The 25,042-nt window shown below is 69.9% G+C and carries 9 protein-coding genes; all 9 read right to left on the bottom strand.

The features are described 5' to 3' along the window. Positions 1-4 precede the first annotated feature (4 nt). The gene (locus YQ44_RS09500; RefSeq protein ID WP_071323167.1) at positions 5-316 is read right to left on the bottom strand and encodes a DUF3325 domain-containing protein; all 312 of its coding nucleotides are present in this window, start codon (positions 314-316) and stop codon (positions 5-7) included. Then, on the bottom strand, positions 309-1,871 hold the full coding sequence (locus YQ44_RS09495; RefSeq protein ID WP_083411730.1) for a PepSY-associated TM helix domain-containing protein: 1,563 nt from the start codon (positions 1,869-1,871) through the stop codon (positions 309-311). The genes YQ44_RS09500 and YQ44_RS09495 overlap by 8 nt, the downstream gene beginning before the upstream one ends. 5 nt (positions 1,872-1,876) lie before the next feature. Further along, a complete protein-coding gene (locus YQ44_RS09490; protein ID WP_071323166.1) occupies positions 1,877-2,149 on the bottom strand; it encodes a hypothetical protein in 273 nt (90 codons plus the stop codon). Continuing rightward, positions 2,146-15,216, bottom strand: coding sequence for a non-ribosomal peptide synthetase (locus YQ44_RS09485; protein WP_071323165.1), 13,071 nt, complete (start codon positions 15,214-15,216; stop codon positions 2,146-2,148). Before YQ44_RS09485 ends, YQ44_RS09490 begins: the two co-directional genes overlap by 4 nt. Before the next feature lie 2 nt (positions 15,217-15,218). After that, complete coding sequence (locus YQ44_RS09480) at positions 15,219-18,494, bottom strand: non-ribosomal peptide synthetase (RefSeq protein WP_071323164.1); 3,276 nt, start codon at positions 18,492-18,494, stop codon at positions 15,219-15,221. A gap of 62 nt (positions 18,495-18,556) precedes the next feature. Further along, complete coding sequence (locus tag YQ44_RS09475) at positions 18,557-20,713, bottom strand: TonB-dependent siderophore receptor (protein ID WP_198043900.1); 2,157 nt, start codon at positions 20,711-20,713, stop codon at positions 18,557-18,559. 37 nt (positions 20,714-20,750) lie between these two features. Beyond that, positions 20,751-22,076, bottom strand: coding sequence for a lysine N(6)-hydroxylase/L-ornithine N(5)-oxygenase family protein (locus YQ44_RS09470; protein WP_071323162.1), 1,326 nt, complete (start codon positions 22,074-22,076; stop codon positions 20,751-20,753). Positions 22,077-22,078: 2 nt separating this feature from the next. Beyond that, on the bottom strand, positions 22,079-23,170 hold the full coding sequence (locus tag YQ44_RS09465) for a GNAT family N-acetyltransferase (protein WP_083411728.1): 1,092 nt from the start codon (positions 23,168-23,170) through the stop codon (positions 22,079-22,081). A 69-nt stretch (positions 23,171-23,239) separates the two neighbouring features. After that, the gene (locus YQ44_RS09460) at positions 23,240-24,898 is read right to left on the bottom strand and encodes a cyclic peptide export ABC transporter (RefSeq protein WP_071323161.1); all 1,659 of its coding nucleotides are present in this window, start codon (positions 24,896-24,898) and stop codon (positions 23,240-23,242) included. Positions 24,899-25,042: the final 144 nt, after the last annotated feature.

The following is a 25,042-nucleotide window of genomic DNA, read 5'->3' as shown; positions in this document are numbered from 1 at the left end:
GTGGCTAGCGCAGCAGCCACGCGGCCCAGCGCAGGCGCCGCGGCGCCCAGCTCAGGGTCAGCGCCACCGTCATGGCGCCGAAAAACAGCAGCATGCACCAGCTGATGCTGCCGAAACCGGCGCCCTCGCGCGCCACGGCCACGCCATACAGCAGGGCCAGGCCCGCATAGCCGCACAGGCGGCCACGGCTGGCGGCATGGACCGGCATGGCGGCCGCACCGACGGCCTGCCAATGCCGCTCCTGCGACAGCGCCAGCAGGACGAAACAGGCATGGCTGCCGGCAAACAACAGTATCCAGGCGAGCAACTCAGGCATGCGACACCTCGCGTCGGCGCGCATGCCGCTGATGCTGGCGCAAGCGCAGCGCCGCCCATGCCGCCAGCGCCGCCGTCAGCCACAGGGCCAGGTCGAACACGGCCACCGCAGGCTGGCCGCGCGACACGGCGTGCCAGGGGAAGTCGCCCGTGCCCAGCCAGTTGAGCGGCGGCGCGGCAAAGGCCAGCACGGCGATGCAGCACGCTTGCGGCAGCCACGGCGCATCGGGCCGCCGGCGCCGGAACAGGGCGATGCCGGCCCAGATGCCGCTGGCGAGCCACGCCAGCAGGAACAGCAGCACCTCGCACAGCGCCTTGTCCGGCATGGCGGCCGGCAGCAGGCGGTTGGCCACCAGCATGACCAGGGTCGCGGCCAGCAGTCCCGTCGTGCTGAAGCAGGCCACGGCCAGCACCAGCCGCGCGCCGCGCTGGCCCGCCTTGGCATGGCGGGCCGCGCGCTTGCCGCTCCAGAGTATCAATCCGGAGGCCAGCATGACGCAGCCGGCCAGTCCGGCCGCGCAATACAGCCAGCGCAGGGGCCAGTGCTCGAACAGGGCGAAGTGCATGCCCGACAGGTAGCGCTGCAGCGCCGCGGCCGGCTTGAGCGGCACGTATTTCAGCACTCGCCCGCTGGCGCCGTCGAAATACATGGTTTGTTCGTCCAGGCTGACCCGGTCGGCGGTGGCCCGGCTCACTTCCACATAGCTGTTGCGGTTGCCCGGATGGCGCACGCGCACATAGCTGGGCTCGCCCTCGCCCCAGGCCCGGCGCGCCGTGTCGAGCATGGCGTCGATGGGCGCCATCGCCACGGCGCCGGGCTCGGGCGAGCGCTCGCGTTCGTATAGCGACAAGGCTTCGTTGAGGAAACCCTGCCGGTCGCCCGGATACAGCGCGTGCATGCCCGCCGGAAAGTAAATCGAAAACAGGATCACCAGGCCCGACAGCACGATCATGAAATGAAAGGGCAAGGCCAGCACGCCGCTGACGTTATGCAGGTCGAGCGCGCTGCGCTGCAAGGCCTTGCGCGGGCGAAAGACGAAAAAATCCTTGAAAATGCGCGCGTGGATGATCACGCCCGACACCAGCGCCGCCAGCATCGCCATGCTGGCCAGGCCCACGACCCAGTAGCCGATGCCGGCAAACGACAGGTGCAGGCGGTAATGCATGGGAAAGAAGAAGGACGTGGCGCCATAGGAGCCGGCCACGGGCAGCAAGGTGGCGCTGCGCGGATCGACATGGCGCGACAGTTCCTCGCCATCGAGCGCCTCGACCTGCAGCCGCGCCACCGGGCTGCGCGGCCCCTGCAGGAAGACCGACCATTCGGCCAGCGCCTTGCCGTGCGCCAGCGCCGCCACGGCCGGCAAGATTTGCCGCTCCACCGAGACGGGACCGGGTGCGGCGGCGATGCGCGTGTCCGGCATCATCCAGCGGTCGATTTCGCGGTCGAACACGGACAGGCTGCCCATCCAGAATACGACGATCAGTACGCTGGCCGTCACCACCCCGGTCCAGGTATGCACGAGCAGCATCGACTGCCGCAATTCACGTAAGGCCATGCGGCTCAACTCCACTCGAAAAAATAGCCGGCGCCGCAGTACAGCAGCCAGGCACCGATCAGCAACAGCGCCACCGGCCACAGGCGGCGCGCCACGAACGCCCACAGGGCGGCGCCCAGATAGACGAGGAAGGCCGCCATCGAGGCGATCAGCACGGCCTCGCTGCGCACCACGCCCAGCTTGAACAACAGCACCGCGCCGGCGCCGGCAACGCTCCAGGCGAACAGATACGCGCCCGCCACGCCCAGCGCGACGCGCGCCGCCGCATGCCGGCTCATGCCGGGCCTTTCGGCAAGCTGGCGCGCAAGCCCTGCCACAGCGCCGGCGCGTGGATGATGTCGAGGTGGCCCGCGCCCGCCACGTCTTCCTCGCCCAGCACCTGCGCGAAGTGCGCCCGGCTGTCGAACAGCGCCACGCCGGCGGCGCGCGTCTGTTCCGCGACCCAGACGCGGGCGCTGGCTGCGGTGGGCAGCGGCCGGTGGCGGCGCAGCATCAGCGCATGGCTGGCGATGCTCCAGGCCAGGTACTCCTTGCAATGCACGGCGTCGCCATCGAGCGGCAGCGCCCCGATGTCGCGCCCCTGCAGGTGCACGAACCACGCCCACTCGTCTGCGCTCATGCGCTCGAACAGCTGCTCCCAGCGCTCGCGCATGCCGGAACGGGACAGCCACTGCTCGCGCAGCGCCCGCTCCCGCAGCGGATCCAGCGCCGGCGCCACGGCGCCGGCATCATCGAACTGGCCCAGCACGGGATCGATCATGCCAACGAGGCGCACGGCGACGCGGCCCTGCAACTGGCGCGCCGTCTCCTGCGCCAGCACCGCGCCCAGCGACCAGCCGGCCAGCGAGCACTCGCCGCCCGGACTGTTGGCCACGATGATGTCCGCATAGCGGCAAGCCAGTTCCGTCACGCTGATGTCGGCCCAGCGCTCGCGCCCCAGCGCATGGCTGACGAAGCCGTGCACGGGCTGGCGCGGCCCCAGCGCCTGCGCCAGTCCCTGGAATTCGAAGGCGTTCACCAGCAGGCCGGGACAGCAGAACAACGGGGGGAAGTCGCCCGCCGCGCGCAGGCTGTGCCAGGTCTCGCCCACCTTCGCACCGGCCGCGCTGGCGCCGAAGCGGGCGGCCAAGGCGGCCAGGGTCGGGCTGCCGAACAGGTCGGCCAGCGACAGCGCATGGGCGTCCTGCGTGTACAGGCTGCGCAGCATCTGGTTGACCTGCGTTACGCAGCGCACGGCCAGCAGCGAATGCCCGCCCAGCGCAAAGAAGTTGTCGTCGCGCCCCACGCGCGGCACGCCCAGCAGCGCGCTCCAGATGGCCGCCAGCGCCTGTTCCAGCTCGCCCTGCGGCGCCGCGTACGCTTCGCTTTCCAGCTGCGGCGCCGGCAGCGCGCTGCGCTCCACCTTGCCCGCCGGGCTCAATGGCAGGCGCGCCAGCGCCACGATGGCCGCCGGCAGCATGTAGTCGGGCAGCGCCGCCGCCAGCGCCACGCGCAAAACGCCCACGTCCACCTGGGCCGGACTCACATACGCCACCAGGCGCGCGCCAGCCGCGCCCTCCTGCGCCACCACCACCGCTTCGCGCACGCCCGGCTGCGCCAGCAGCTGCGCCTCGATCTCGCCCAGCTCCACGCGGAAGCCCCTGATCTTGATCTGGTGGTCGATGCGTCCCAGGTAATCGAGCTGCCCTGCGCGCCAGCGCACCAGGTCGCCCGTGCGGTACAGGCGCGCGCCGGGCGCGCCATGCGGGTCCGGCACGAAACGCTCGGCCGTCAGCGCCGCGCGGCCCAGGTAGCCGCGCGCCAGCAGGGCGCCGCCGATGCACAATTCGCCCGCAGCACCCGGCGGCACCAGCGCCATATCCGCGTCGAGCACCTGCAGCGCGCGTCCCGCCAGCGGCAGGCCAATCGGCATCTGCGCCGGCGCCGCGCCATCGAGGTAGGGCGCGCAATCGAGCGTGGCCGCCGTCACCGCCGCCTCCGTCGGCCCATAGGTATTGAGCAGGCGGATGTGCCGCATGCCCGCCTGGCGCCACGCCTGCAGCGCTTCCGGCGGCATCGCCTCGCCGCCCGCGTGCACCTGGCGCAGCGCGCCGTAGTCGCGTGGCCCTTGCAGCGCGAAATCCTGCGCCAGCAGCGACCAATAGGCCGTCGTCAGGTCCGCCACGCTGATGCGGTAGCGGTGCAGCGCCTGGTAAAACGTCTCGCTGTCCCATAATTCCGGGCCGCGCAGCACCAGCGCCGCACCGATGCACAGGGTCGGCCAGGCCTGCTCGACGAAGCCGTCGAAGTTCAGGGTCGAAAACTGCAGCACGCGGTCCTGCGCCGTCAGGCCGAAGAAGCCGACGGACACCTGCGCATGCCGGCTCAGGGCCTGGTGCGCGATGCCCACGCCCTTCGGCTTGCCCGTCGAGCCGGAGGTGTAAATCACGTAGGCCAGCTGCTGCGGCAGCGGCGCCTGGCCGGGGTCGTGCTCCAGCGCGGACGGCCGCTCCACCAGCTGCACCGGCAGGTTCGCCGGCAGTATCAGGCGCGGCAGCACCGACGCCTGCGTCAGCAGCAGCGCCATGCCGCTGTCGGCGATCATATAGGCCAGGCGTTCGGCCGGATAGCCGGGGTCGAGCGGCACGTAGGCGGCGCCCGTCTTGAGGATGGCCAGCAGGCCGGCCAGCATGTCGACCGAGCGTTCGACGGCGATGCCGACGCGCACTTCCGGCCCCGCGCCCTGCGCCAGCAGCGCATGCGCGAGGCGGTTGGCGCGCAGATTCAGGGCGCGGTAGCTGAGCGCCTCGTCCTCGTGCAGCAGCGCCAGCGCATCCGGATGCAGCACGGCCTGCAGCTCGAACTGCGCGTGCACGGGCAGGTCGTTCCACGGCCCGCCTTCGTTGCGGCCCTGGCGCAGCAGGGCCGTGCCGTGCGGCGCCGACAGCAGGGGCAAGGCGCCGAGCGGCGCATCGGCATCGCGCGCCATCGCCTGCATCAGCCCCCCCAGCTGCTCGAGTATCAGGCGCGCGCTGGCCGCGTCGAAGCTGGCGCGCGCATAATCGGCATGCAGGGTCAACCCGCCATCCTGCATCACGGCCAGGGTCCACGGGTAATTGGTCTCTTCGCGCTTGCCGGCCATGCTGAAGCGCAGTTCTCCCCCTTCGGCGGCGCGCAGGGCGGCATCGACGGGATAATTCTCGAACACGATGATGCTGTCGAACAGGGCGACGCCGCCCTGCCCCGCCAAGCGCTGCACTTCGTACAGCGGCGTATGCTCGAATTCGCGCCCCGCCAGGTTTTGCGCCTGCAGCTGGCGCAGCCACTCGCCCACCGGTGCGCCCGCGTGCGGGGCGGCGATCACCGGCAAGGTATTGATGAACATGCCGAGCAGGCGGTCGGCGCCCGGCAGGTTCGCCGGACGGCCGGCCACGGTGGCGCCAAAGGCCACGCAAGCCTGCCCCGTATAGCGCTGCAACAGCAGCAGCCAGGCGCCCTGCACCACGGTGTTGACGGTGATGCGCGCATGCCGCGCAAAGGCGGCCAGGCTGGCCATCGCCGCCGGCTCCAGGCGCAGGCTGACGCTGTCCTGGCCCGTACCGCCCGCTGCCGCCGGCAGCGCCAGCGACAAACGCGTGGGCGTTGCCAGCGGCGCCAGCTGCGCACGCCAGAACGCTTCCCCGGCGGCGCCATCCTGCCGCTGCAGCCAGGCGATGTAGTCGCGGTAGCGGCCCGGCGCCGGCACATGCGGCTCGCCGTGGTAATGGCGCAGGATTTCGCCCATCAGCTGCGACGTGCTCCAGCCGTCGAGCAGCAGATGGTGGCTGGTCCAGACCAGGCGCTGTTGCGTACCACCGCGGCGGATCAGCGACAGCCGCTGCAGCGGTTCGCGCGCCAGGTCGAAGCCGCGCGCCAGGTCCGCCAGGGCGTAGGCGTCGAGCGCGGCGGCGCTGTCGTCCTGGCCGCGCCAGTCGAGTACAGCCACTTCGCCCGCGCCGGCGCGGCTGACCCATTGCAGCGGCTCGCCGCCGTCGTGCACGAAACGGCTGCGCAGGATGTCGTGGCGCGCCGCCACCGCGCGCCAGGCATCCGCGAAGCGTTGCGCGTCGAGCCCCTCCACGTCCACGCACAGCTGGTTGACATAGGCGCTGCCCTGCGGCTCCTGCAGGCTGTGGAACAGCATGCCCGCCTGCATCGGCGAGAGCGGATACAGGTCGGCCAGCTCGTGCAGGGGCAAGTCCAGCGCATCGAGCCGGGCCTGGTCCAGCCGCGCGAGCGGAAAATCCGACGGCGTCACGCCCAGCGCGCCGGAGCAGCAATGCGCGACCAGCGCCTGCAATTCGCGCCCGAAATCGTCCACCAGCGCCCTGATGGCCGCGCCGTCATGGCGCGCCGAGCTGTAGCTGAACGTCATTTTCAGCATGCCGTCGAAGACCTGGCCATTGATCACCAGTTCATGCCCGAGCGGAGCGTCCGGGTCCTGCGCGTCGCCGCTCGGTTCGTCCGCCGGGCGCCAGGCCGCATCGGCCTCGAAACTGCCGTCGAACTGGCCCAGGTAATTGAACAGCACCTGCGCCGGCGCCAGCGCGGCCAGCGCCTGCCGGTCCGCGTCGCAACCCATGTATTTCAGCAGCCCGTAGCCGATGCCCTTGTCGGGAATCGCCCGCAAGTCCTGCTTGACCCGCTTTAACGCCGCATCGAGCGCGCCCAGCGGCGCCAGGCGCACGGGATAGGCGCTGGTGAACCAGCCCACCGTGCGGCTGATATCGAGCTCCTCGAACAGGTCTTCGCGGCCATGGCCTTCCAGTTCGACGAGGAAGCTTTCCTCGCCCGCATGGCGGCACAGCGCGCGTCCCAGCGCCGTCAGCAGCAAGTCGTTGACCTGGGTGCGGTAGGCGGCCGGCGCCTCTTTCAGCAGGCGCCGCGTGGTATCGCGGTCCAGTTGCAGCACCGCGCCGGCGACTTCGCGGCCGCTGCTGGCGCCGCGGCTGTCCGCCAGCGGCAGGCATGCCGGGGTGGCCGCCAGCGCCTGCCAGTAAGGCAATTGCGCGCGCACGGCGTCGCTGGCCGCATGCGCCCGCAGGCGCCGCGACCACGCTTGCAGCGGCGCGCTGGCCGCCGCCAGGCGCAGCGGCTGGCCGGCGGCGCCCTGGCGGCACAAGGTATCGAGATCCTGCAGCAGGATGCGCCACGACACGCCATCGACCACCAGGTGATGCACGACCAGCAGCAGGCGCACGCTGCCATCCGCCATGGACATGAGCACGGCGCGCAGCAGCTGCCCCTGGCGTATGTCCAGGCTGCGCTGGGCCAGCTGGCAATGGCGCTCCACGTCGGCCGCGTCGCGCGCCTCGCGGCGCCACAGCAGCGGCGCGTCCGGCGCCTCGCCATACTGTTGCGACCAGCCCTGCGGACCGTCGCCAAAGCGCAGGCGCAGCGCCGCATGCGTCCGCAGCAGCACGTCCAGCGCCGCCGCGACGACGTCGCCGGCGCCGGCCGCCGACGCGTGCAGCAGCACCGACTGGTTGAAGTGGGCGGGCCGCGCCAGTCGCGCGGCAAAGAAGGCGGACTGGATCGGCAACAGCGGCACGTCATCCCCCGGCACTTCGGCGCTGGCGCCGGCATGGACCGCCACGGCCTGCATCAGGGGCGCCAGCGCGGCGACGCTCTGGCGCTCGAACAGCTGTTTCGGCGTGACGATCCAGCCGGCCTGGCGCAGGCGCGCCACGATCTGCAGGCTCATGATCGAATCGCCGCCCACTTCAAAGAAATTGTCGTCGCGTCCCAGCTGCTCCAGGCCCAGCACGTCACGCCACACCTGGGCCAGCAATTGCTCGGCGGGGCCCTGCGGCGCCGCGCTGCCGCCCTGCTGGAGCGCCTGCGGCGCCGGCAGCGCATTGCGGTCGACCTTGCCGTTCGCATTCAACGGCAGGCTGTCGAGCGCCACGATCACGGACGGCACCATGTAGTCGGGCAGCTGGCGCGCCAGCGCCAGTTTCAGCCCGGCCGGCTGCAGGCCGGCGGGCGCCACGTAGGCCACCAGGCGCAGGTTGCCGTTGACGCCAGGCTGGGCCACGGCGACCGCCGCCAGCACGCCTGGCTGCGCCAGCAATTGCGCCTCGACTTCGCCAAGTTCGATGCGGAAGCCGCGGATCTTGACCTGGTGGTCGATGCGCCCCAGGTATTCCAGCTGGCCGTCGGCCTGCCAGCGCACCAGGTCGCCGGTGCGGTACAAACGCCCGCCGGCGCCATCGAAGGGGTCGGGAATGAAGCGGTCGGCCGTCATGCCCGGACGCCCCAGGTAGCCGCGCGCCAGGCCTTCGCCGCCCAGGTACAGCTCCCCGGGTACGCCCGGCGGCGCCAGGCTCAAGGCGTCATCGAGCACCCACGCGCTGCGCGCGCCCACCGGACGGCCGATGGGCGCATAGGCGCTGCGGCAGCCCGCGTCGACGCCAACCTTCCACACCATCGGCGTGACCACCGCCTCGGTGGGGCCATAGCCGTTGATCAGGAAGCGCGGTTTCAGGGCGCGGCAGACCTGCTCGAAGGCCGCCTGCGGCATCGCCTCGCCGCCAAACGAATACAGTTCCACGGGCGGCGGATTGCCGCTGTGTTCAGCCCATTCGGCCAGCTGCTTTAGGTAGGCCGGCGGAAACCCCGCATTCGTGATGCGTTCGGCGCGCAGGGCCGCATAGGTTTGCTCGGGCGTCCACAGGCTGGCGTCGCGCAGCACCAGCGCGCCGCCGGCGCACAGGGTGGTCAGCCAGCGCTCGTGCGCGCCATCGAAGGCGAACGACAGGAAATGCAGCTCCCGCGAGTGCGGCCCCATTTCATACAGGTCGGCCGTGACGGCGCAATGCATGTCGAGCGGGCCGTGCGTCACCGCCACGCCTTTCGGCTTGCCGGTCGAGCCGGAGGTATAAATCAGGTAAGCCAGGTTGTGCCGGTGCGGCGCCGGCCAGGATGCGGCACCGGCGGCGTCAGCGTCCTGCGCATCGGCCGTCGGCATCAGCAGCAGCGGCACGCCCGCGGGCGCCGCCACGCGGTCCAGCACCTGCTGCTGCGCGATCAGCAGGCAGATGCCGCTGTCGTCCATCATGTAGGCCAGCCGGCCGGCCGGATAGTCGGGGTCCAGCGGCACATAGGCGGCGCCGGCCTTCAGCACGGCCAGCAGCGCAACGATCATGTCGATCGAACGCTCCAGCGCCACACCGACGCGCATTTCGGCGCCGACGCCGTGTGCGCGCAAGCGCCTTGCCAGTGCATGGGCGCGCCGCTCGAGCTGCGCATGGCTGATCTGCTGGCCGCCCATCACGACGGCCGGCGCATCGGGGCGCAGCGCCGCATGCCGCGCAATGCGCTGGTGCACCGGCACAAAGGACACGGCCGGCGCGTCGCTGTGCGCCAGCACGCGCAGCTGCTGCTGCCCGCGCGCATCGGTCAAGGCCAGGCTGCCCAGCGTTTGCTGCGCGCCGAGCATCATCGCGCGCAGCAGCGACAACAGGCTGGCGCCGATCGCGGCCACGCCGGCCGCATCGAAATGCGCCTGGTCGTAACCGTAATGCAGGGCCAGCGTCTCGTTCTGCATGACGGCCAGGGTCAGCGGATAACTGGTCTGCTCGCGCCGCTCGATGGCGCTGAACACGAGGCCATCGGGGGCCGCCCCGGTCAGGGCTTCGTCGACCGGATAGTTTTCAAACACCACCAGGGTGTCGAACAGGCCGCCCGCGCCCTGCCCGGCCCAGCGCTGGATGTCGACCAGCGGCGTGTGCTCATGTTCGCGCGACGCCAGGCTTTGCGCCTGCACCTCGGCCAGCCAGCCGGCCACCGTCTGCGCATGGCGCGGCGTGGCGATCACCGGCAGCGTATTGATAAAGAGTCCCAGCAACTGCTGCGCGCCGGCCAGGTCGCCGGGCCGCCCGGCCACCGTGGCGCCAAAGGCCACCGTGCGCTGGCCCGTATGGCGCTGCAGCAGGATCGCCCACGCCGCCTGCACGACGGTGTTGACCGTCACATGGTGGCGCCGCGCGAAGGCGGCCAGCTGCACGCTTTCCTGGCGCTCCAGTGCCGTGCCGATTTCCGCATGCCCGTCCTGCGCCGCCTCGCAAGGCAGCAGCCCGGCCAGACGCGTGGGTGCAGCCAGCGGCGCGGCCAGCGCGCGCCAGTAGCTTTCGCTGCCGGCCGCGTCCTGCCGCTGCAGCCAGGCGATGTAGTCGCGATAGCGTCCGCCGTGCGTGGCCAGCGGCTGGCCCGCGTAATGGCGCAGCAGCTCGCCCATCAGGCGCGAACTGCTCCAGCCATCGAGCAGCAGATGGTGGTTGGTCCAGATGAAGTGGTGGCGCGAGGCCGAGGTGCGCACCAAGTGCAGGCGCTGCAGCGGCGCCTGCTCCAGCACGAAGCCTTGCGCCAGGTCGCGCTGCGCCAGCGCATCGAGGTCGGCCTGGATGTCGTCGTGGCCGCGCCAGTCCAGTTCCTGCAGCGCGGGACCGGCGTCGCGGCTGACCCATTGCAGCGGCGGCGCGGCCTGCGGCAGGAAAGCCGTGCGCAGGATGTCGTGGCGCGCGATGACGGCCTGCCATGCGGCCGCGAAACGCGCCGCATCCAGGCCATCGATATCGACGCGCAGCTGGTTCAGGTAGGCGCCGTCCTGCGGCGCATACACGCTGTGGAACAGCATGCCGGCCTGCATCGGCGACAGCGGATACAGGTCGGCCAGGCGCGCCACGGGCAAGGCCAGCGCGTCGAGGCCGGCCTGGTCCAGCCGGGCCAGGGGGAAATCGGACGGCGTCACGCCGTGCGCGCCGGAGCAGCAATGCGCGACCAGCGCCACCAGTTCCTGGCGATAATCGTCCATCAGCGCCGCCAGCGCATCGGCGTCATGGCGCGCCGCGCTGAAGCTGAGCGTCAGTTTCAGCACGCCGTCCAGCACTTGCCCGTTGAGCGCCAGTTCATGTCCCAGCGGCGCATCGCTATCCTGCGTCTCGCCGCCCGATTCGGCGGCCGGCGCCCACAGTCCCTGCGGCTCGAAACTGCCGTCGAACTGCCCCAGGTAATTGAAAATCAGCTGCGGCCGCGGCAAGGCGGCCAGCGCGGCGCGCGCCGCATCGTCGCCCAGGTGGCGCAGCAGGCCATAGCCGATGCCGCGGGCCGGCACGTCGCGCAAGTCCTGCTTGACGCGCCGGATGGCGGCTCCCGCCTCGCCCAGCGGCGCCAGGCGCACCGGATACACGCTGGTGTACCAGCCCACCGTGCGGCTGGCGTCGAGGTCATCGAACAGGTCTTCGCGGCCATGGCCTTCCAGCTCGATCACTACCTGCGCCTGTCCCGTGTAGCGGCACAGGGCGCGGCCCAGCGCCGTCAGCAGCAGGTCGTTGACCTGGGTGCGGTAGGCGGCCGGCGCCTCTTTCAGCAAACGGCGCGTGGTTTCGCGGTCCAGCGCCAGGCCCAGGTCGCGCGCATGGCGCGTGGTGTTGGCGCCGTCCGGACGGGCGCAGGGCAAGGCCACCGGCGTATCCCCCAGAGACAGCCAGTAGGGCAGTTCGGCGCGCACGGCCGGCGTGTGCGCATGCTGGCGCAGGCGCAGCGACCACGCCTGCAGGCTGCTGCCGCGCGGCGGCAGCGTCGCGGTGGTGCCGGCCAGCGCGGCGCGGTACGCCGTTTCCAGGTCTTCCAGCAGCACGCGCCACGAGACGCCGTCGACCGCCAGATGGTGCACGGCGAGGAACAGCCGCGTGCTGCCATCGGCCACCGCGATCAGCTGCGCGCGCAGCAGCCGGCCCTGCTCCAGGTCCAGGCTGCGCTGCGCCTCGCGGCAGGCCGCCTCGATGGCGGCGCCATCCTGCGCTGCGCATTGCCACAGCAGCTGTGCCGGCACGGGGCCGTAGCTCTGGCGCCAGGCGCCCGCTTCCGCCTGCCGGAAGCGCAGGCTCAGCGACTGGTGATGCGCGACGAGCGCCTGCAGCGCCCGTTCCAGCGCGCCCGCATCGAGCGCGCCATTCGCCCGCATGAGCAGCGACTGGTTCCAATGGTGGCGCTGCGGGATGGCGGCGGCAAAGAAATCGAGCTGGATCGGCAGCAGCGGCACTTCGCCCTGTGCGTCTTCAGGCGCCGCCGGCGCGGCCTGCAGCGGCTGCGCCACCAGCGCCAGGGCCGCGATGCTCTGGCGTTCGAACAGCTGCTTCGGCGTCAGCTTCCAGCCCGCCTGACGCGCGCGCGCGACGATCTGCAGGCTGAGGATGGAGTCGCCGCCCAGTTCAAAGAAGTTATCCTCGCGCCCCACCCGTTCCAGGCCCAGCACTTCGCACCACAGGCGGGCCAGCATGTTTTCCACCTCGCCCTCGGCCGGCGCATGCTCCGCGTCGGCGCCAAACTGCGCGGCCGGCAGCGCCTTCCGATCGAGCTTGCCGTTGCCATTCAGGGGCAGGCGCGGCAGCGCGACGAGCGCCGACGGTACCATGTAGTCGGGCACGCGCACGGCCAGCGCCGCGCGCAGCGCCGCCGTGTCCAGTGTTGCGGGCGTGACATAGGCCACCAGGCGCAGGCCCTGGCCGGACGCCTGCGCCACCACCACCGCCTCGGCCACGCCGGGCTGCTGCAGCAATTGCGCCTCGATCTCGCCCAGCTCCACGCGCAAGCCGCGTATCTTGATCTGGTGATCGATGCGGCCCAGGTATTCCAGCGCGCCGTCGGCGCGCCAGCGCACCAGGTCGCCGGTCCGGTACAGGCGCGCGCCGCCCCCGTCGAACGGGTCGGGCACGAAACGCTCGGCGCTCAGGCCCGGACGGTGCAGGTAGCCGCGCGCCAGGCCCACGCCGCCCAGGTACAATTCGCCCGCCACGCCGGCCGGCGCCAGGTTCAGGCTGTCGTCCAGCACATAGCTGCGCAGGTTGGCGATCGGACGCCCGATGGGCACCACGGCGTCGCCCGCGCGGCAATGCCACCACGTGACGTCGATGGCTGCCTCGGTGGGACCGTACAGGTTATGCAGCTGCGCCTGCGGCAAGACGGCCAGGGTGCGGTCCTGCAAATCGGCCGGCAGCGCCTCGCCGCTGCAGATGACCGTGCGCAGGCTGGCGCAGGCGCCCGGCGCCAGGTCGGCGACAAACGCCTGCAGCATCGACGGCACGAAATGCATGGTGGTGACGCCATGCCGTTCGATCTGCGCCGCCAGCAGCGCGGGGTCGCGGTGCTCGCCCGGCCCGGCCACGGCCAGCCGCGCGCCGTACATCAGCGGCCAGAAAAATTCCCATACCGAGACGTCAAAGCTGAACGGCGTTTTCTGCAGCACCGTGTCGCCCGCGCCCAGCGCATACGCCTGCTGCATCCAGACCAGGCGGTTGTACAGCGCGTCATGGCGGTTGGCCGCACCCTTCGGGCGGCCGGTGGAGCCCGACGTGTAGATCACATAGGCGAGGTTTTCCCCATGCAGCGCCACGCGCGGATTACCCTGCCCGCCGTCCGCGTACGCCGCCTGCTGGTCCAGCATCAGCAAGGGCGGCAGGTGCACCGGCAAGGCGTCCAGCACCGGCGCATGCGTCAGCAGCAGGCTGACCGCGCTATCGTCGAGCATGTAGGCAATGCGTTCGGCCGGGTACTCCGGGTCGATCGGCACATAGGCGCCGCCCGCCTTCATCACGGCCAGCAAGCCCACCACCATCTCGACGGAGCGCAGCAGCGCCAGGCCGACGCGCACTTCCGGCCCCACGCCGAGGGCGATCAGACGATGCGCGAGGGCGTTGGCGCGCCCGTTCAAGGCTGCATAGCTGAGTACCTCGTCGCCAAACAGCAGCGCGTCCGCCTGCGGCGTGGCCGCCGCCTGGCGCTCGATCAGCAGGTGCACCGCCTCGGGCGGCGCGTACGGCTGGTCGCAGCGGCTCCAGGCCAGCAGCGCCGCCCGTTCGGCCGTCTCCTGCAGCGGCACATCGCCGAGCGCGCACTGCGGCGTGTCGACCAGCGCCCGCAGCAGCGCCAGGTAGTGGCGCGACAGGCGCGCGATGCTGGCCTGCTCGAACAGTTCCACGGCGTAGGCAAAACTGGCCGACAAGTTACCATCGGCCCGTTCCTGGGTGTCGAGCGTGAGCTCGAACTTGGCCGCCTGGCGTCCCAATTCGTACGGCACCGCCGACAGCCCCGCCAGCCGGACCTCGCCGCGCGGCTGCAGGTGCTGGTGATTGAACAGCAACTGGAACAAGGGCGGGTGGCTCAGGCTGCGTTCCGGCTGCAAGGCATCGACCAGCACGTCGAACGGCAAGTCCTGGTGCGCCTGCGCGCCCAGCGCGGCGTCGCGCACCTGCAGCAGCAATTGCTCCAGGGTCGTGCGTCCATCGAGACGCGTATCGATGATCAGGGTATTGACGAAAAAGCCGATCACGCCCTCGGTCTCGACCCGGTTGCGGTTGGCCATCGGCACGCCGATGCGCAGCGCCTGCTGGCCCGTGTGCCGGTACAGCAGCGCCTTGAAGGCAGCCAGCAGCAGCATGAACACGGTGGCGCCGTGGCGCTGCGCACTGCGATGCAGCTGCGCGCCCAGCTCGGGCGGCAGCGCGAAATCGAAGCGCGCGGCATGGTAGTCGGGCTGCGCCTGGCGGGGATGGTCGGCCGGCGGCTGCAGCACCGGGTGCTCGTCGCCCAGGCGCGCCGTCCAGTAGGCCAGCTGCACATCGCGCTCGCCCGCATCGAGCCAGTGGCGCTGCCACGCGGCATGGTCGGCATACTGGATCGGCAACGGCGCCAGCGCCGCGGCGCCGCCATCCTGCGCCGCCTGGTACAGCGCGCCGAATTCCTCGATCACCAGCTGGATCGACCAGCCATCCGAGACGATGTGGTGCATGACCACCAGCAGCACGTGCTCCTCGTCGGCCAGCCGCACCAGCATCGCGCGCAGCAGTGGCGCGCTGGCCAGATCGAATGGGGCCTGGTTGAAATCGTCGGCGATGCGCGCCAGCCGCGCCTCGCCATCGTCGACGCCGCGCAAGTCCGCGTGCGCCAGCCGCAGCGCCATCGGCGGCGCGATGCACTGCTCGGCCAGGCCATCCGCGTCGGCCACGAAATACGTGCGCAGCGATTCATGGCGCGCGATCAGCGCGTCGAAAGCGCTCTGCACGGCGGCTGCCTGCAGGCGCCCGCGCAGGCGCAGGCCGCCCGCGATATGGTAGGCGCTGCTGGCCGGATCGAGCTGCCACAGGAACCACTGGCGCTGCTGGGCGAAAGACAGGGGCGCGCGCGTGAGCGCCTGGCGGCGCGGCGGGATGGGCAGCTGCGCCTGCGTGATGCCCTGCTCGCTCATTTTCTTGTGGAAGGCGCGCCGCTGTTCCGGCGTCAGGGCGCTGAAACGTTCGGCCAACTGCAGTGCGATATCGGTTTGCATGATCAGGTCGACTCCAAGATATCGAGGAATGACGCGAGATCATCCATCTTCGATTGTTGTGAAGCTTGTTGCTGCAAGGTGGCGACTTCGGCGGCCAACAGGGACAAGGATTTGGTTTCAAACACGGCGCGCAGCGGCAGCGACACGGCCAGCGCCAGGTTCAGGCGCGACACCAGCTGCACGGCCAGCAGCGAATGCCCGCCCAGCGCAAAAAAGTTGTCGTCACGCCCCACGCGCGGCACGCCCAGCAGCGCGCTCCAGATGGCCGCCAGCGCCTGTTCCAGCTCGCCCTGCGGCGCCGCGTACGCTTCGCTTTCCAGCTGCGGCGCCGGCAGCGCGCTGCGCTCCACCTTGCCCGCCGGGCTCAATGGCAGGCGCGCCAGCGCCACGATGGCCGCCGGCAGCATGTAGTCGGGCAGCGCCGCCGCCAAGGCCGCGCGCAAGGCTTCCACCGATATCTGTTGCGGACTCACATACGCCACCAGGCGCGCGCCAGCCGCGCCCTCCTGCGCCACCACCACCGCTTCGCGCACGCCCGGCTGCGCCAGCAGCTGCGCCTCGATCTCGCCCAGCTCCACGCGGAAGCCGCGGATCTTGATCTGGTGGTCGATGCGTCCCAGGTAATCGAGCTGTCCGCCACGCCAGCGCACCAGGTCGCCCGTGCGGTACAGGCGCGCGCCGGGCGCGCCATGCGGGTCCGGCACGAAACGCTCGGCCGTCAGCGCCGCGCGGCCCAGGTAGCCGCGCGCCAGCAGGGCGCCGCCGATGCACAGCTCACCGGCAGCACCCGGCGGCACCAGAGACATATCCGCGTCGAGCACCTGCAGCGCGCGTCCCGCCAGCGGCAGGCCGATCGGCATCTGCGCCGGCGCCGCGCCATCGAGGTAGGGCGCGCAATCGAGCGTGGCCGCCGTCACCGTCGCCTCCGTCGGACCGTAGGTGTTGAGCAGGCGGATATGCCGCATGCCCGCCTGGCGCCACGCCTGCAGCGCTTCCGGCGGCATCGCCTCGCCGCCCGCGTGCACCTGGCGCAGCGCGCCGTAGTCGCGCGGGCCCTGCAGCGCAAAATCCTGCGCCAGCAGCGACCAGTACGCCGTCGTCAGGTCGGCCACGCTGATGCGGTAGCGGTGCAGCGCCTGGTAAAACGTCTCGCTGTCCCATAATTCCGGGCCGCGCAGCACCAGCGCCGCGCCGATGCACAGGGTGGGCCAGGCCTGTTCGACGAAGCCGTCGAAGTTCAGGGTCGAGAATTGCAGCACGCGGTCCTGCGCCGTCAGGCCGAAGAAGCCGACGGACACCTGCGCATGCCGGCTCAGGGCCTGGTGCGCGATGCCCACGCCCTTCGGCTTGCCCGTCGAGCCGGAGGTATAAATCACGTAGGCCAGCTGCTGCGGCAGCGGCGCATGGCCGGGGTCGTGCTCCAGCGCCGACGGCCGCTCCACCAGCTGCACCGGCAGGTTCGCCGGCAGTATCAGGCGCGGCAGCACCGACGCCTGCGTCAGCAGCAGCGCCATGCCGCTGTCGGCGATCATGTAGGCCAGGCGTTCGGCCGGATAGCCGGGATCGAGCGGCACGTAGGCGGCGCCCGTCTTGAGGATGGCCAGCAGGCCGGCCAGCATGTCGACCGAGCGCTCGACGGCGATGCCGATGCGTACTTCCGGCCCCGCGCCCTGCGCCAGCAGCGCATGCGCGAGGCGGTTGGCGCGCAGATTCAGGGCGCGGTAGCTGAGCGCCTCGTCCTCGTGCAGCAGCGCCAGCGCATCCGGATGCAGCACGGCCTGCAGCTCGAACTGCGCGTGCACGGGCAGGTCGTTCCACGGCCCGCCTTCGTTGCGGCCCTGGCGCAGCAGGGCCGTGCCCTGCGCGGCGGACAGCAGGCCCCTGCCATCGAGTACGGCGTCCGGCCGCTCCAGCATCGCGGCCAGCACGTTGACGAAATAGCTGGCCAGCGCCGCGATGCCGGCGCCGTCAAACAGGGCTGTGCGGTACTCCAGGCTGGCCGTCACGCCATCGGCGCCGATGGCGACATCGAGCGACAGGTCGAACTTGGCCTCGACCTGCGCTTCCGACAGCAGGCTGACGCACAAGCCGTCGAGCACGGGCACGGCGGAAGCGGCTGCACCTTCGTGGCGCAGGTTGAACAGGACCTGGAACAGCGGATTGCGCGACAGGTCGCGTTCGATGCGCATCGCATCGAGCAGCAGCTCGAATGGCAGCTCGGCGTGGTTCAGCGCGGCCAGCGCCTCGCCGCGCACGCGGCGGCACAGGGTGCGCGGCGTCAGGCCGGGCGCCAGGCGCGCGCGGTAGACCTGGGTGTTGACGAAAAAGCCGATCAGCTCATGCACTTCGTGGCGATTGCGGCCCGCGTTCGGCACGCCGACGGCGAAGTCGCGCTGGCCGCTCAGGCCTGCCAGCACGAGCTGCCAGGCCGCCATCAGGATCACGAACGGCGTGCACTGTTCGGCGCGGCAAAACGCCAACGCCGCGCCGGCCAGCGCCGGCGGCAGCGCAAACGCGTGGCTGCCGGACGCCTGCACGGGCGCGGGGCCGTCGGCCAGCACCGGCAAATTCAGCGCAGGCACGTCCTGCCCCAGGTAGGCCGTCCAGTAGGCCAGCTCCTCATCCAGGTGCGCACCCTGCAGCATGGCGCGCTGCCAGGCCGCATAGTCGGCATACTGCAGCGGCAGCGCCGGCAGACCCGGCATGCCCGCCTGCGCGGCGCGGTAGGCCTGCGCCAGGTCGCGGATCAGCACCGGGTTGGACCAGGCGTCCGAGACGATGTGGTGCATGCTCAGCATCAGTACGGCGTGTTCGCGGCCGCAATCGATCAGGGTCGCGCGCAGCAGCGGCGCGGCGCCCAGGTCGAACGGCGTATCGGCTTCGCGCCGCAGGCGCGCCGCAAGCCATTCGACGGCAGCGGCATCCGTCGCGGGCGCCGTCTCGCGCACCAGCGCCAGGCTGACATGCTCCTCGACGATCTGCAGCGGCAAGCCGTCGCGCTCCTCGAAACGCGTGCGCAGCACGGCATGGCGCTGCACCAGCGCGCGCAGCGCCGCCTGCAGGGCCGCGCCGTCGCACGGGCCTTCCAGGCGAAACGCGCGGCACAGGTTGTATGCGGTCGAGCGCGATTCGTAGCGCTGCAAAAACCACAGGCGCTGTTGCTGGAACGACAGCGGTGCGGCGCCATCGCCGTCGACGGCGCGCGGCAGGATCGCATCGACGCCATCGGTTTCATCGTCGAGCAGCAGGGCAAGCAATTGGTCTTGGTTGGTGGTCATGGAGGCGTCGGTGTACGAGGGGATAAGCCGCCCGGCCTGGACCGGGCGGCGGCCGTCTGGGCTTACAGCTTCAGGCGCAAGGTCACCGCCAGGGCGCGCGGCTCGCCGATCACGTTGCCGTTTTGCGGCGTATTGATGCGCTGGTAGTAATGGCGGTCGAACAGGTTGCTGACATTGAGCGCCAGGGTGGCGCGCGCGTTGATGGCCCAGGCGGCATGCGCGTCGACGGTGGCATAGCCGCCCTGCGCCAGCTGGGCGCCGCCCAGCACCGCGAAGCTGTTGTAGAAGCGGCTGACGGCCGTCACGCCGCCGCCGACGCTGAAGCGGCGCCAGTCGCCGGCAAACGCGTAATTGCTGCCAAAGCGCAGCATGTGGCGCGGCGCGATGGCTGAAAAGGCGCTGGAATCGAGGCCGTCCAGGCTTTCCAGCTCATGCGAATTGATATAGGTATAGCCGCCATACACATCCCATCCCGGCTGCAGGCGTCCGTTGACCTGGGCTTCCAACCCCTGGTTGCGCGTCTTGCCGCGGGCGATGTAGTAATCGACGCCGCCGGGCACCAGCACGGACTGGGCGCGGCCGCTTTCGCTGACGCGGAACAGCGCCAGCGAGCCGCTCAGCGCGCGGTCGGCGCTCTCGCCCTTGACGCCCAGCTCGTACTGCTTGCCCTTCAGGGGATTGAGCGGCCTGCCATCGCGCCCGGCGAAGGCCTGCGGCTGGAACACGTCGACATAGCTGGCATACAGCGAGTAGTCGCGGCTCAGGTCATAGATCAGGCCCAGCTGCGGCGAGATCTTGCCTGTCGCCTCGTTGCGGCTTTCCACCGAACTGTCCGGCGTGTAGTCCTGCGTGCGGCCCTTCCACCACGACGCGCGCGCGCCCAGCACCAGGGTCAGCGGATCGGTGAGACTGAAACGCGCATTCGTGTAGACGCCGTACTGCTCCGAGCGCAGGTTCTGCCCTTCCCCCAGCGGCAGGAAATCCGGACGGGGAAAGTCATGGCGCGGCTGGAAGATATCGACCTTCTCGTCGAATTCGCCACGGTAGTACGGCGAGGCGAAACGCATGCTGTTGTAGTTGGCGCCCACCAGCAGCTGGTGACGGCGGCCGAACAGCGCGAACGGTCCGCCGGCGTTCAGGTCGACGCCGTACTGGCGCTGGCGGTCCTTGCCGCCGCCCACATACAGCTGCACCAGCTTATCCGCCGGGTCGACCGGGTTCCACGGATAGGCCTGGATGCGATCGAGGCCGCTTTCCTGCCAGTTGGCGGACAGGCGCCCGCTCCAGTCATTGGCCATTTTGTGCTCGAGTTCAGCGAAGGCGTTGGTGGTGCGGTACTGGTCCAGGTTGAAATTGGCGCCGATATTCGTCTTGCGCGGTATATCGGGCAGCGACAGCACCGGCTTGCCGCTCGACAGGTCGAGCATGGCGGGATAATTCCACGGCTGTTCGGCGGCGCGCACGTATTGCGTGCTGGCGCCCACGGTCAGGCGCGTGGCCGGGCTGAACGCATAGTCGGCCACGCCATACAGCGTGTGGCTGCGCTCATGCGCATAGTCATAGAAAAAGTCCTTGTCCTGCAGTACGCCGACCACGCGGCCGCGCAAGGTGCCCTCGGCGTTCAGCGCCGCACCCACGTCGAATTCGGCGCGGCGCTTGTTCCACGAACCGAGGCTCAGTTCGGCCGTGGCGCGCAGTTCGCTGGTCGGGCGCTTGCGCACCAGGTTGATGCTGCCGCCGGTGCCGCTGGTGCCCGCATACAGCGCGGCCGGCCCCTTGAGCACTTCGACGCGCTCGAACAGGGCCAGGTCGGATGAGGCGCTGACGCGGAAATCGTAGGTGGTGGGCACGCCGTCGAGCTGCACCGAATTGATTTCATAGCCGCGCGCATAAAAGATGGCGCGGTTGGCGTCCTTGTTTTCCACCGTCACGCCTGGCGCATGGCGCAGCGCGTCGGACAGGGTGAGCAGGTTCTGCTGCTCGATCTGGTCGCGCGTGACCACGCTGACCGATTGCGCAATTTCGCGCATCGCCAGCGGCAGCTTGGAGCCGACGCGCACGCGCGGATTGCCGCTTGATTCGTCCGCGCTGCCGCTGACCACCACCTCCTTCAGGGTCACCTCGTCCTGCTGCGCCCAGGCGGCGCCAGCGGCCGAGAAGGCCGAGAATGCGGACAACAGCGCCATGCGCCGGGCGCCTCTTTTCTGTACTGCGGACATCAACATCTCCTCGAATCGTGCATGGAAAAATCGGATTTCAACAGGCGTGCGCGCTTTCCCTGCGGGAGCGGGAGCCGGCGCCGGGATGGCCCCACTGGCGGCGCTGCTCCAGCATGGCGTCGGCGATCTCCTGCGAGCGGATCGCCAGCACCGACAGCAGGGTGTCGCTCAGGCCGTGCGTGTCTTCGCAGCAGCCTTGCAGGAAGATGCCCGCCGCGCAGTCCTGCGGTCCGCGCAGCCGGTAGTCGCGCGCCACGTCGCCGGCGTCGAACCACTGGGCCAGCGGCGCCAGCAAACGCCGGTGCGTCTGGCGCTGATAGCCGGTGGCCAGCACCACGGCGTCGTAGCGGCAGGTACCGGACGGGCCGCCATCGCCATGGCGCAGCTCCGCCAGCAGGGCGCCGTCGTCGCCGCCGCGCAGGTTGGCCACTTCATGCTCGAACAGCACGCGGTGGCGTTCGCTGCCGCGCACCTTCTGCTGGTACAGCAAGTCGTAGATGCGCTCGATGAGGCCCGTGTCGACCACCGCGTAATTGGTGTTGCTGAGGTCATCGATCAGGCTGCGCCGCGCGTCGGAACTGCGCTGGTACACATAGTCCGTATATTCGGGATTGAAGATCTGGTTGACGAAGGCGCTGTCGTCGGCCGGGCGCAGCACGGCGTTGCGCGCGATCAGGTCGACCTGCATGCCGGGGCCGCGCGCGATCAGGTCGAGAAAGATCTCGGCCGCGCTCTGTCCCGCGCCGACCACGGCCACGCGGCGCGGCGCGGGCAAGGCGGCCAGCCCCGCCAGGTAGCGCGAGGAATGAAACACGCGCGCGTCGTCGCGCCAGGCGGCGAACACCGGCGGGATGTGCGGCGCGCCGCCCACGCTGAGCACCACGTTGCGCGCATAGCGCAGGCGCTCGGCGCCGCCATGCTGGCGCGAGCGCACGCACAGATGATCGAGCACGCCATCGCGCAGCACCGGTTCGACCGCCACCACTTCTTCGCCATAATGGCAATCGGCCGCGAAACGCCCCGCCGCCCAGCGCAGGTAGTCGTTGAATTCGTGGCGACTCGGATAAAACGTCTTCAGGTTGATGAAGTCCTGCAGGCGCCCGTGCTGCTGCAGGTAATTGATGAAGGTGTAGGGGCTGGCCGGATTGCGCAGGGTGACCAGGTCCTTCAGGAACGAGATCTGCATGCGGCTGTCGTCGAGCAGCATGTCGCCATGCCAGACGAAGTCGGGCTTCTGCTCGATGAAACAGGCGTCGAGCGCGCCGTCGGCGGGGGCCGCCTCGCGCAAGGCGATGGCCAATGCCAGGTTGGACGGGCCGAAGCCGATGCCGATCAGGTCATGCACGAGGTAATTGGCTTGCATGGTCACTCGCTTCGCGTGGCAAGGTGGTTGAAATAGGACAGCTCGTGTTCCGCCACGCCGGGCGGCACCAGGCGCCGTTCGCCGAAGAAGCGCTCGCGCAGCAGGGTCACCAGCATGGCGCGCTTGTGCGGGAAATCGAATTCCTTGATCTTGGCAAAGCCGTTGCGGTCCAGGTTATTGATCTGCTGGTGGTGGTCGGCGCGCGGTTCGCCGACGATGCGCTGGGTGCGCACGTCGTCGAGGAAGATGTAGTGCATCAGCGACGGCAGCCAGGCCGTCACCCAGGGGCGGCCGCGCACGTCTTCCTCGCCGATCAGCACATGCCAGCCACGGTCGAAGTCCGCCGCCTCGCAATACGGGCCGATGCGGTTTTCCCTGGCCCAGTAGACTTCGAAATAGCCGAACGGCCTGCCGTCGGCGCAGCCGATCAGCGGCAGCATGTGCGGGTCCGCCTGCAATTGCTCGAGGTAGGCGCGGTGCTTGGCCAGGTCGCCTTCCTCCTGCCAGAAATGCGCCACGCGCGGGTCGTTCATCCAGCGGTGGAAGGTGGCCAGGTCGCCGTCGATGTCGACAGTGCGCAGCGACAGCACCTGGTTCAGCCAGGGTATGTGGCGCGCATACACCTGGCCGGACGGCTTGGGCGCGCGCAGCGGGTGGCGCTGGCCATTGCTCATGACATATTGCAAGGGATAGGCGCCGCTGCCTGGCCGCGTCAGCCAGAGGCCGGACTCTTGCCAGAAGCGCTGGGCCGGCAGCTGCAGCATGCCGGCGCCCGCGTCCAGCGCCGCGCCCTGCAGCAATGGCGCGGCCAGCGCCGCCGGCGCGCCCGCCAGCTGCACGCCGGCTTCGCCCGGATACAGCGCGAACGCCGTTTCACAGGCGGCCAATGCCGCGTCGCGCGCCAGCGCGCCCTCGCCGCCGGACTGCAAGGTGAGCTGCAGTCCGGACGCGGCGCCGGCCATCTGCCAGCGCTGCACGGCCGCGCCGTCCAGCGTGACGATCAATTGCGCGCCATCGACGGCGGTGTACAGGGCCGCCGCCCCGGCGCGCTGCGTGACAAATTCCCTCGGGTGATGCTGTACGTTCTCGGCCATGTTGATATCCTCGTTCTGAATCACTGATGGGTTGCAGGTAACAGGTGACAGGCAAGCGGCAGGGCCGCGTCAGGCCGCGCTCAGGTCCGCCGCGCTGTCGCGCACGCCGCGCGCCACGGCCAGCGGCTGCAGCACGCCACCGTCGCAGCGCAGCACGCGGTCGGCCACGCCAAAATAGCGGTCGTCATGACTGATGGCGATCACGGTCTTGCCGCCGCGGCGCAGTTCCGGCAGCAGCTCGCGGTAAAAGAAGTCGCGGAATGGCGGGTCCTGGTCGGCCGCCCACTCGTCGAGCAGCAGGATGGGGCGCTGTTCCACATGCGCCATCAGCAGCGCCAGGCGCTTGCGCTGTCCCTGCGACAGGCGCACGGTGGACAGGCGGCCGTCGTGCAGCGCGACCTTGCGCTCCAGGCGCAGGCGCTGCAAAAAGGCCTGCGCCAGCGCCGGGTCGAACGTGCCGAGCGGCCCGACCAGTCCCTGGAACAGGTGGAAATTCGAGAACACGGTGGAAAAATGGCTGCGGTACCAGGCGCTGTTGCCGGCGCCGGCCTCCTTGCCCAGCAGCTCGATGCGCCCTGCCGACGGCTGGTACAGCCCCGTCAGGATGCGCGCCAGCGTCGATTTGCCGCTGCCATTGCCGCCGACGATGAAGAGGATTTCGCCTGACGTCAGCTGCAGGTTGACCGGTCCCAAACGGAAGCCGTATTCATCGCTGGCATGCGGATACTGGTACTGCACGTCCTGCAGCAGCAGCAGCGGCAGGCCCGGCGCCACCGGCGCGGCGGCAGGCTGCACGTCGAAGCCGGCGCGATGCGCCTCGAGCGCCAGGCTGTCGATCTTTTCCAGCGCCACGCTGCCCGACAACAGCATCGGCAAGCCTTCGACCAGGTCGTTCAATGGCATGCGCAGGAACATCAGCACCAGCACGAAGGCCACCACGGCCTGCGCCGGCACGGCGAAATAATCGCCGGCGACGAACATCAAGCCGGCCAGGCCGAGGATCAGTACGGCGCCCCAGTTCAGGCTGAAGATCCAGTAACGGTCGGCGCGCACTTCCAGCCGGCGCGCCCGTTCGGCGGCCGGCGTGAAGTCCTGCTCGAAGAACAGCTGCTTGCGCGTGGCGTTCAAGGCCAGCTCGCAGCGCCCTTCGATGGCGCCCTCGTAGCCGGCAAAGATCGCGTCATCCGTTTCGCGCACCTGCTTCATCAATGCGCGCATGCGCAGCATCATGACTTGCGCAAACAGGGCGCCGCCGCCCACGGCGACAATGGTCAACAGGAATAGCTGCCACGACAGCCAGGCCAGATAAACAAAGCCGCCCAGCACCAGCACACCGTTGTACAGCACGAAGGGCAGGCGGTTGAAGGCCATGCCGATGGCCGCCACGTCCTTGGTCAGCGCCGCATACAGGGCCGCCGCGCCTATCTGCTCGAGGCGCTCGATGCCCGTATCGAGCACGCGCTTGAGCATGACCAGGCGCATTTCGTACACCACCCGGTGGCCGAGCGCCGTCAGCAGGGCCTGGGAGGCGAAACCGCAGACGAACAGCACCAGCAGCAAGGCGCCAAAGACGAGGGCCCAGTGCGCACCCGGCGTTGCCGGTGCGGCGATGCGCTGGTTGATCGCACTGATCAGGCCGATGCCAGCCAGCGCGCTGCACACGCTGGCCACGGAAGTAAGCAGCAGCAAGACGCGGAAGCGCCGGATCAGGGACAGGAAAACGTTCATGCAAACAGCCTCAAATCAGAAGGACATCGGTGAGAGAAGTAGTGCCGAATCAGTTACATTTGATGTTAATGAGAATAAGAATGCAAATGAGAATGCTTCACATTTACATTTGAATGATAATAGATGAGAATTGTTATTACCGCA

This window comes from Janthinobacterium sp. 1_2014MBL_MicDiv (genome assembly GCF_001865675.1).
GTDB lineage: Bacteria > Pseudomonadota > Gammaproteobacteria > Burkholderiales > Burkholderiaceae_D > Janthinobacterium.
Note: the sequence above shows the minus strand (reverse complement) of the source record. Positions and strands in the feature narration are given on the sequence as shown.

Coding starts and splice junctions, on each gene's coding strand:
- YQ44_RS09470 (WP_071323162.1), bottom strand. CDS start 22,076: ATGCAAGCCAATTACCTCGTGCATGACCTGATCGGCATCGGCTTCGGC.
- YQ44_RS09460 (WP_071323161.1), bottom strand. CDS start 24,898: ATGAACGTTTTCCTGTCCCTGATCCGGCGCTTCCGCGTCTTGCTGCTG.
- YQ44_RS09500 (WP_071323167.1), bottom strand. CDS start 316: ATGCCTGAGTTGCTCGCCTGGATACTGTTGTTTGCCGGCAGCCATGCC.
- YQ44_RS09490 (WP_071323166.1), bottom strand. CDS start 2,149: ATGAGCCGGCATGCGGCGGCGCGCGTCGCGCTGGGCGTGGCGGGCGCG.
- YQ44_RS09495 (WP_083411730.1), bottom strand. CDS start 1,871: ATGGCCTTACGTGAATTGCGGCAGTCGATGCTGCTCGTGCATACCTGG.
- YQ44_RS09485 (WP_071323165.1), bottom strand. CDS start 15,216: ATGCAAACCGATATCGCACTGCAGTTGGCCGAACGTTTCAGCGCCCTG.
- YQ44_RS09465 (WP_083411728.1), bottom strand. CDS start 23,170: ATGGCCGAGAACGTACAGCATCACCCGAGGGAATTTGTCACGCAGCGC.
- YQ44_RS09480 (WP_071323164.1), bottom strand. CDS start 18,494: ATGACCACCAACCAAGACCAATTGCTTGCCCTGCTGCTCGACGATGAA.
- YQ44_RS09475 (WP_198043900.1), bottom strand. CDS start 20,713: ATGTCCGCAGTACAGAAAAGAGGCGCCCGGCGCATGGCGCTGTTGTCC.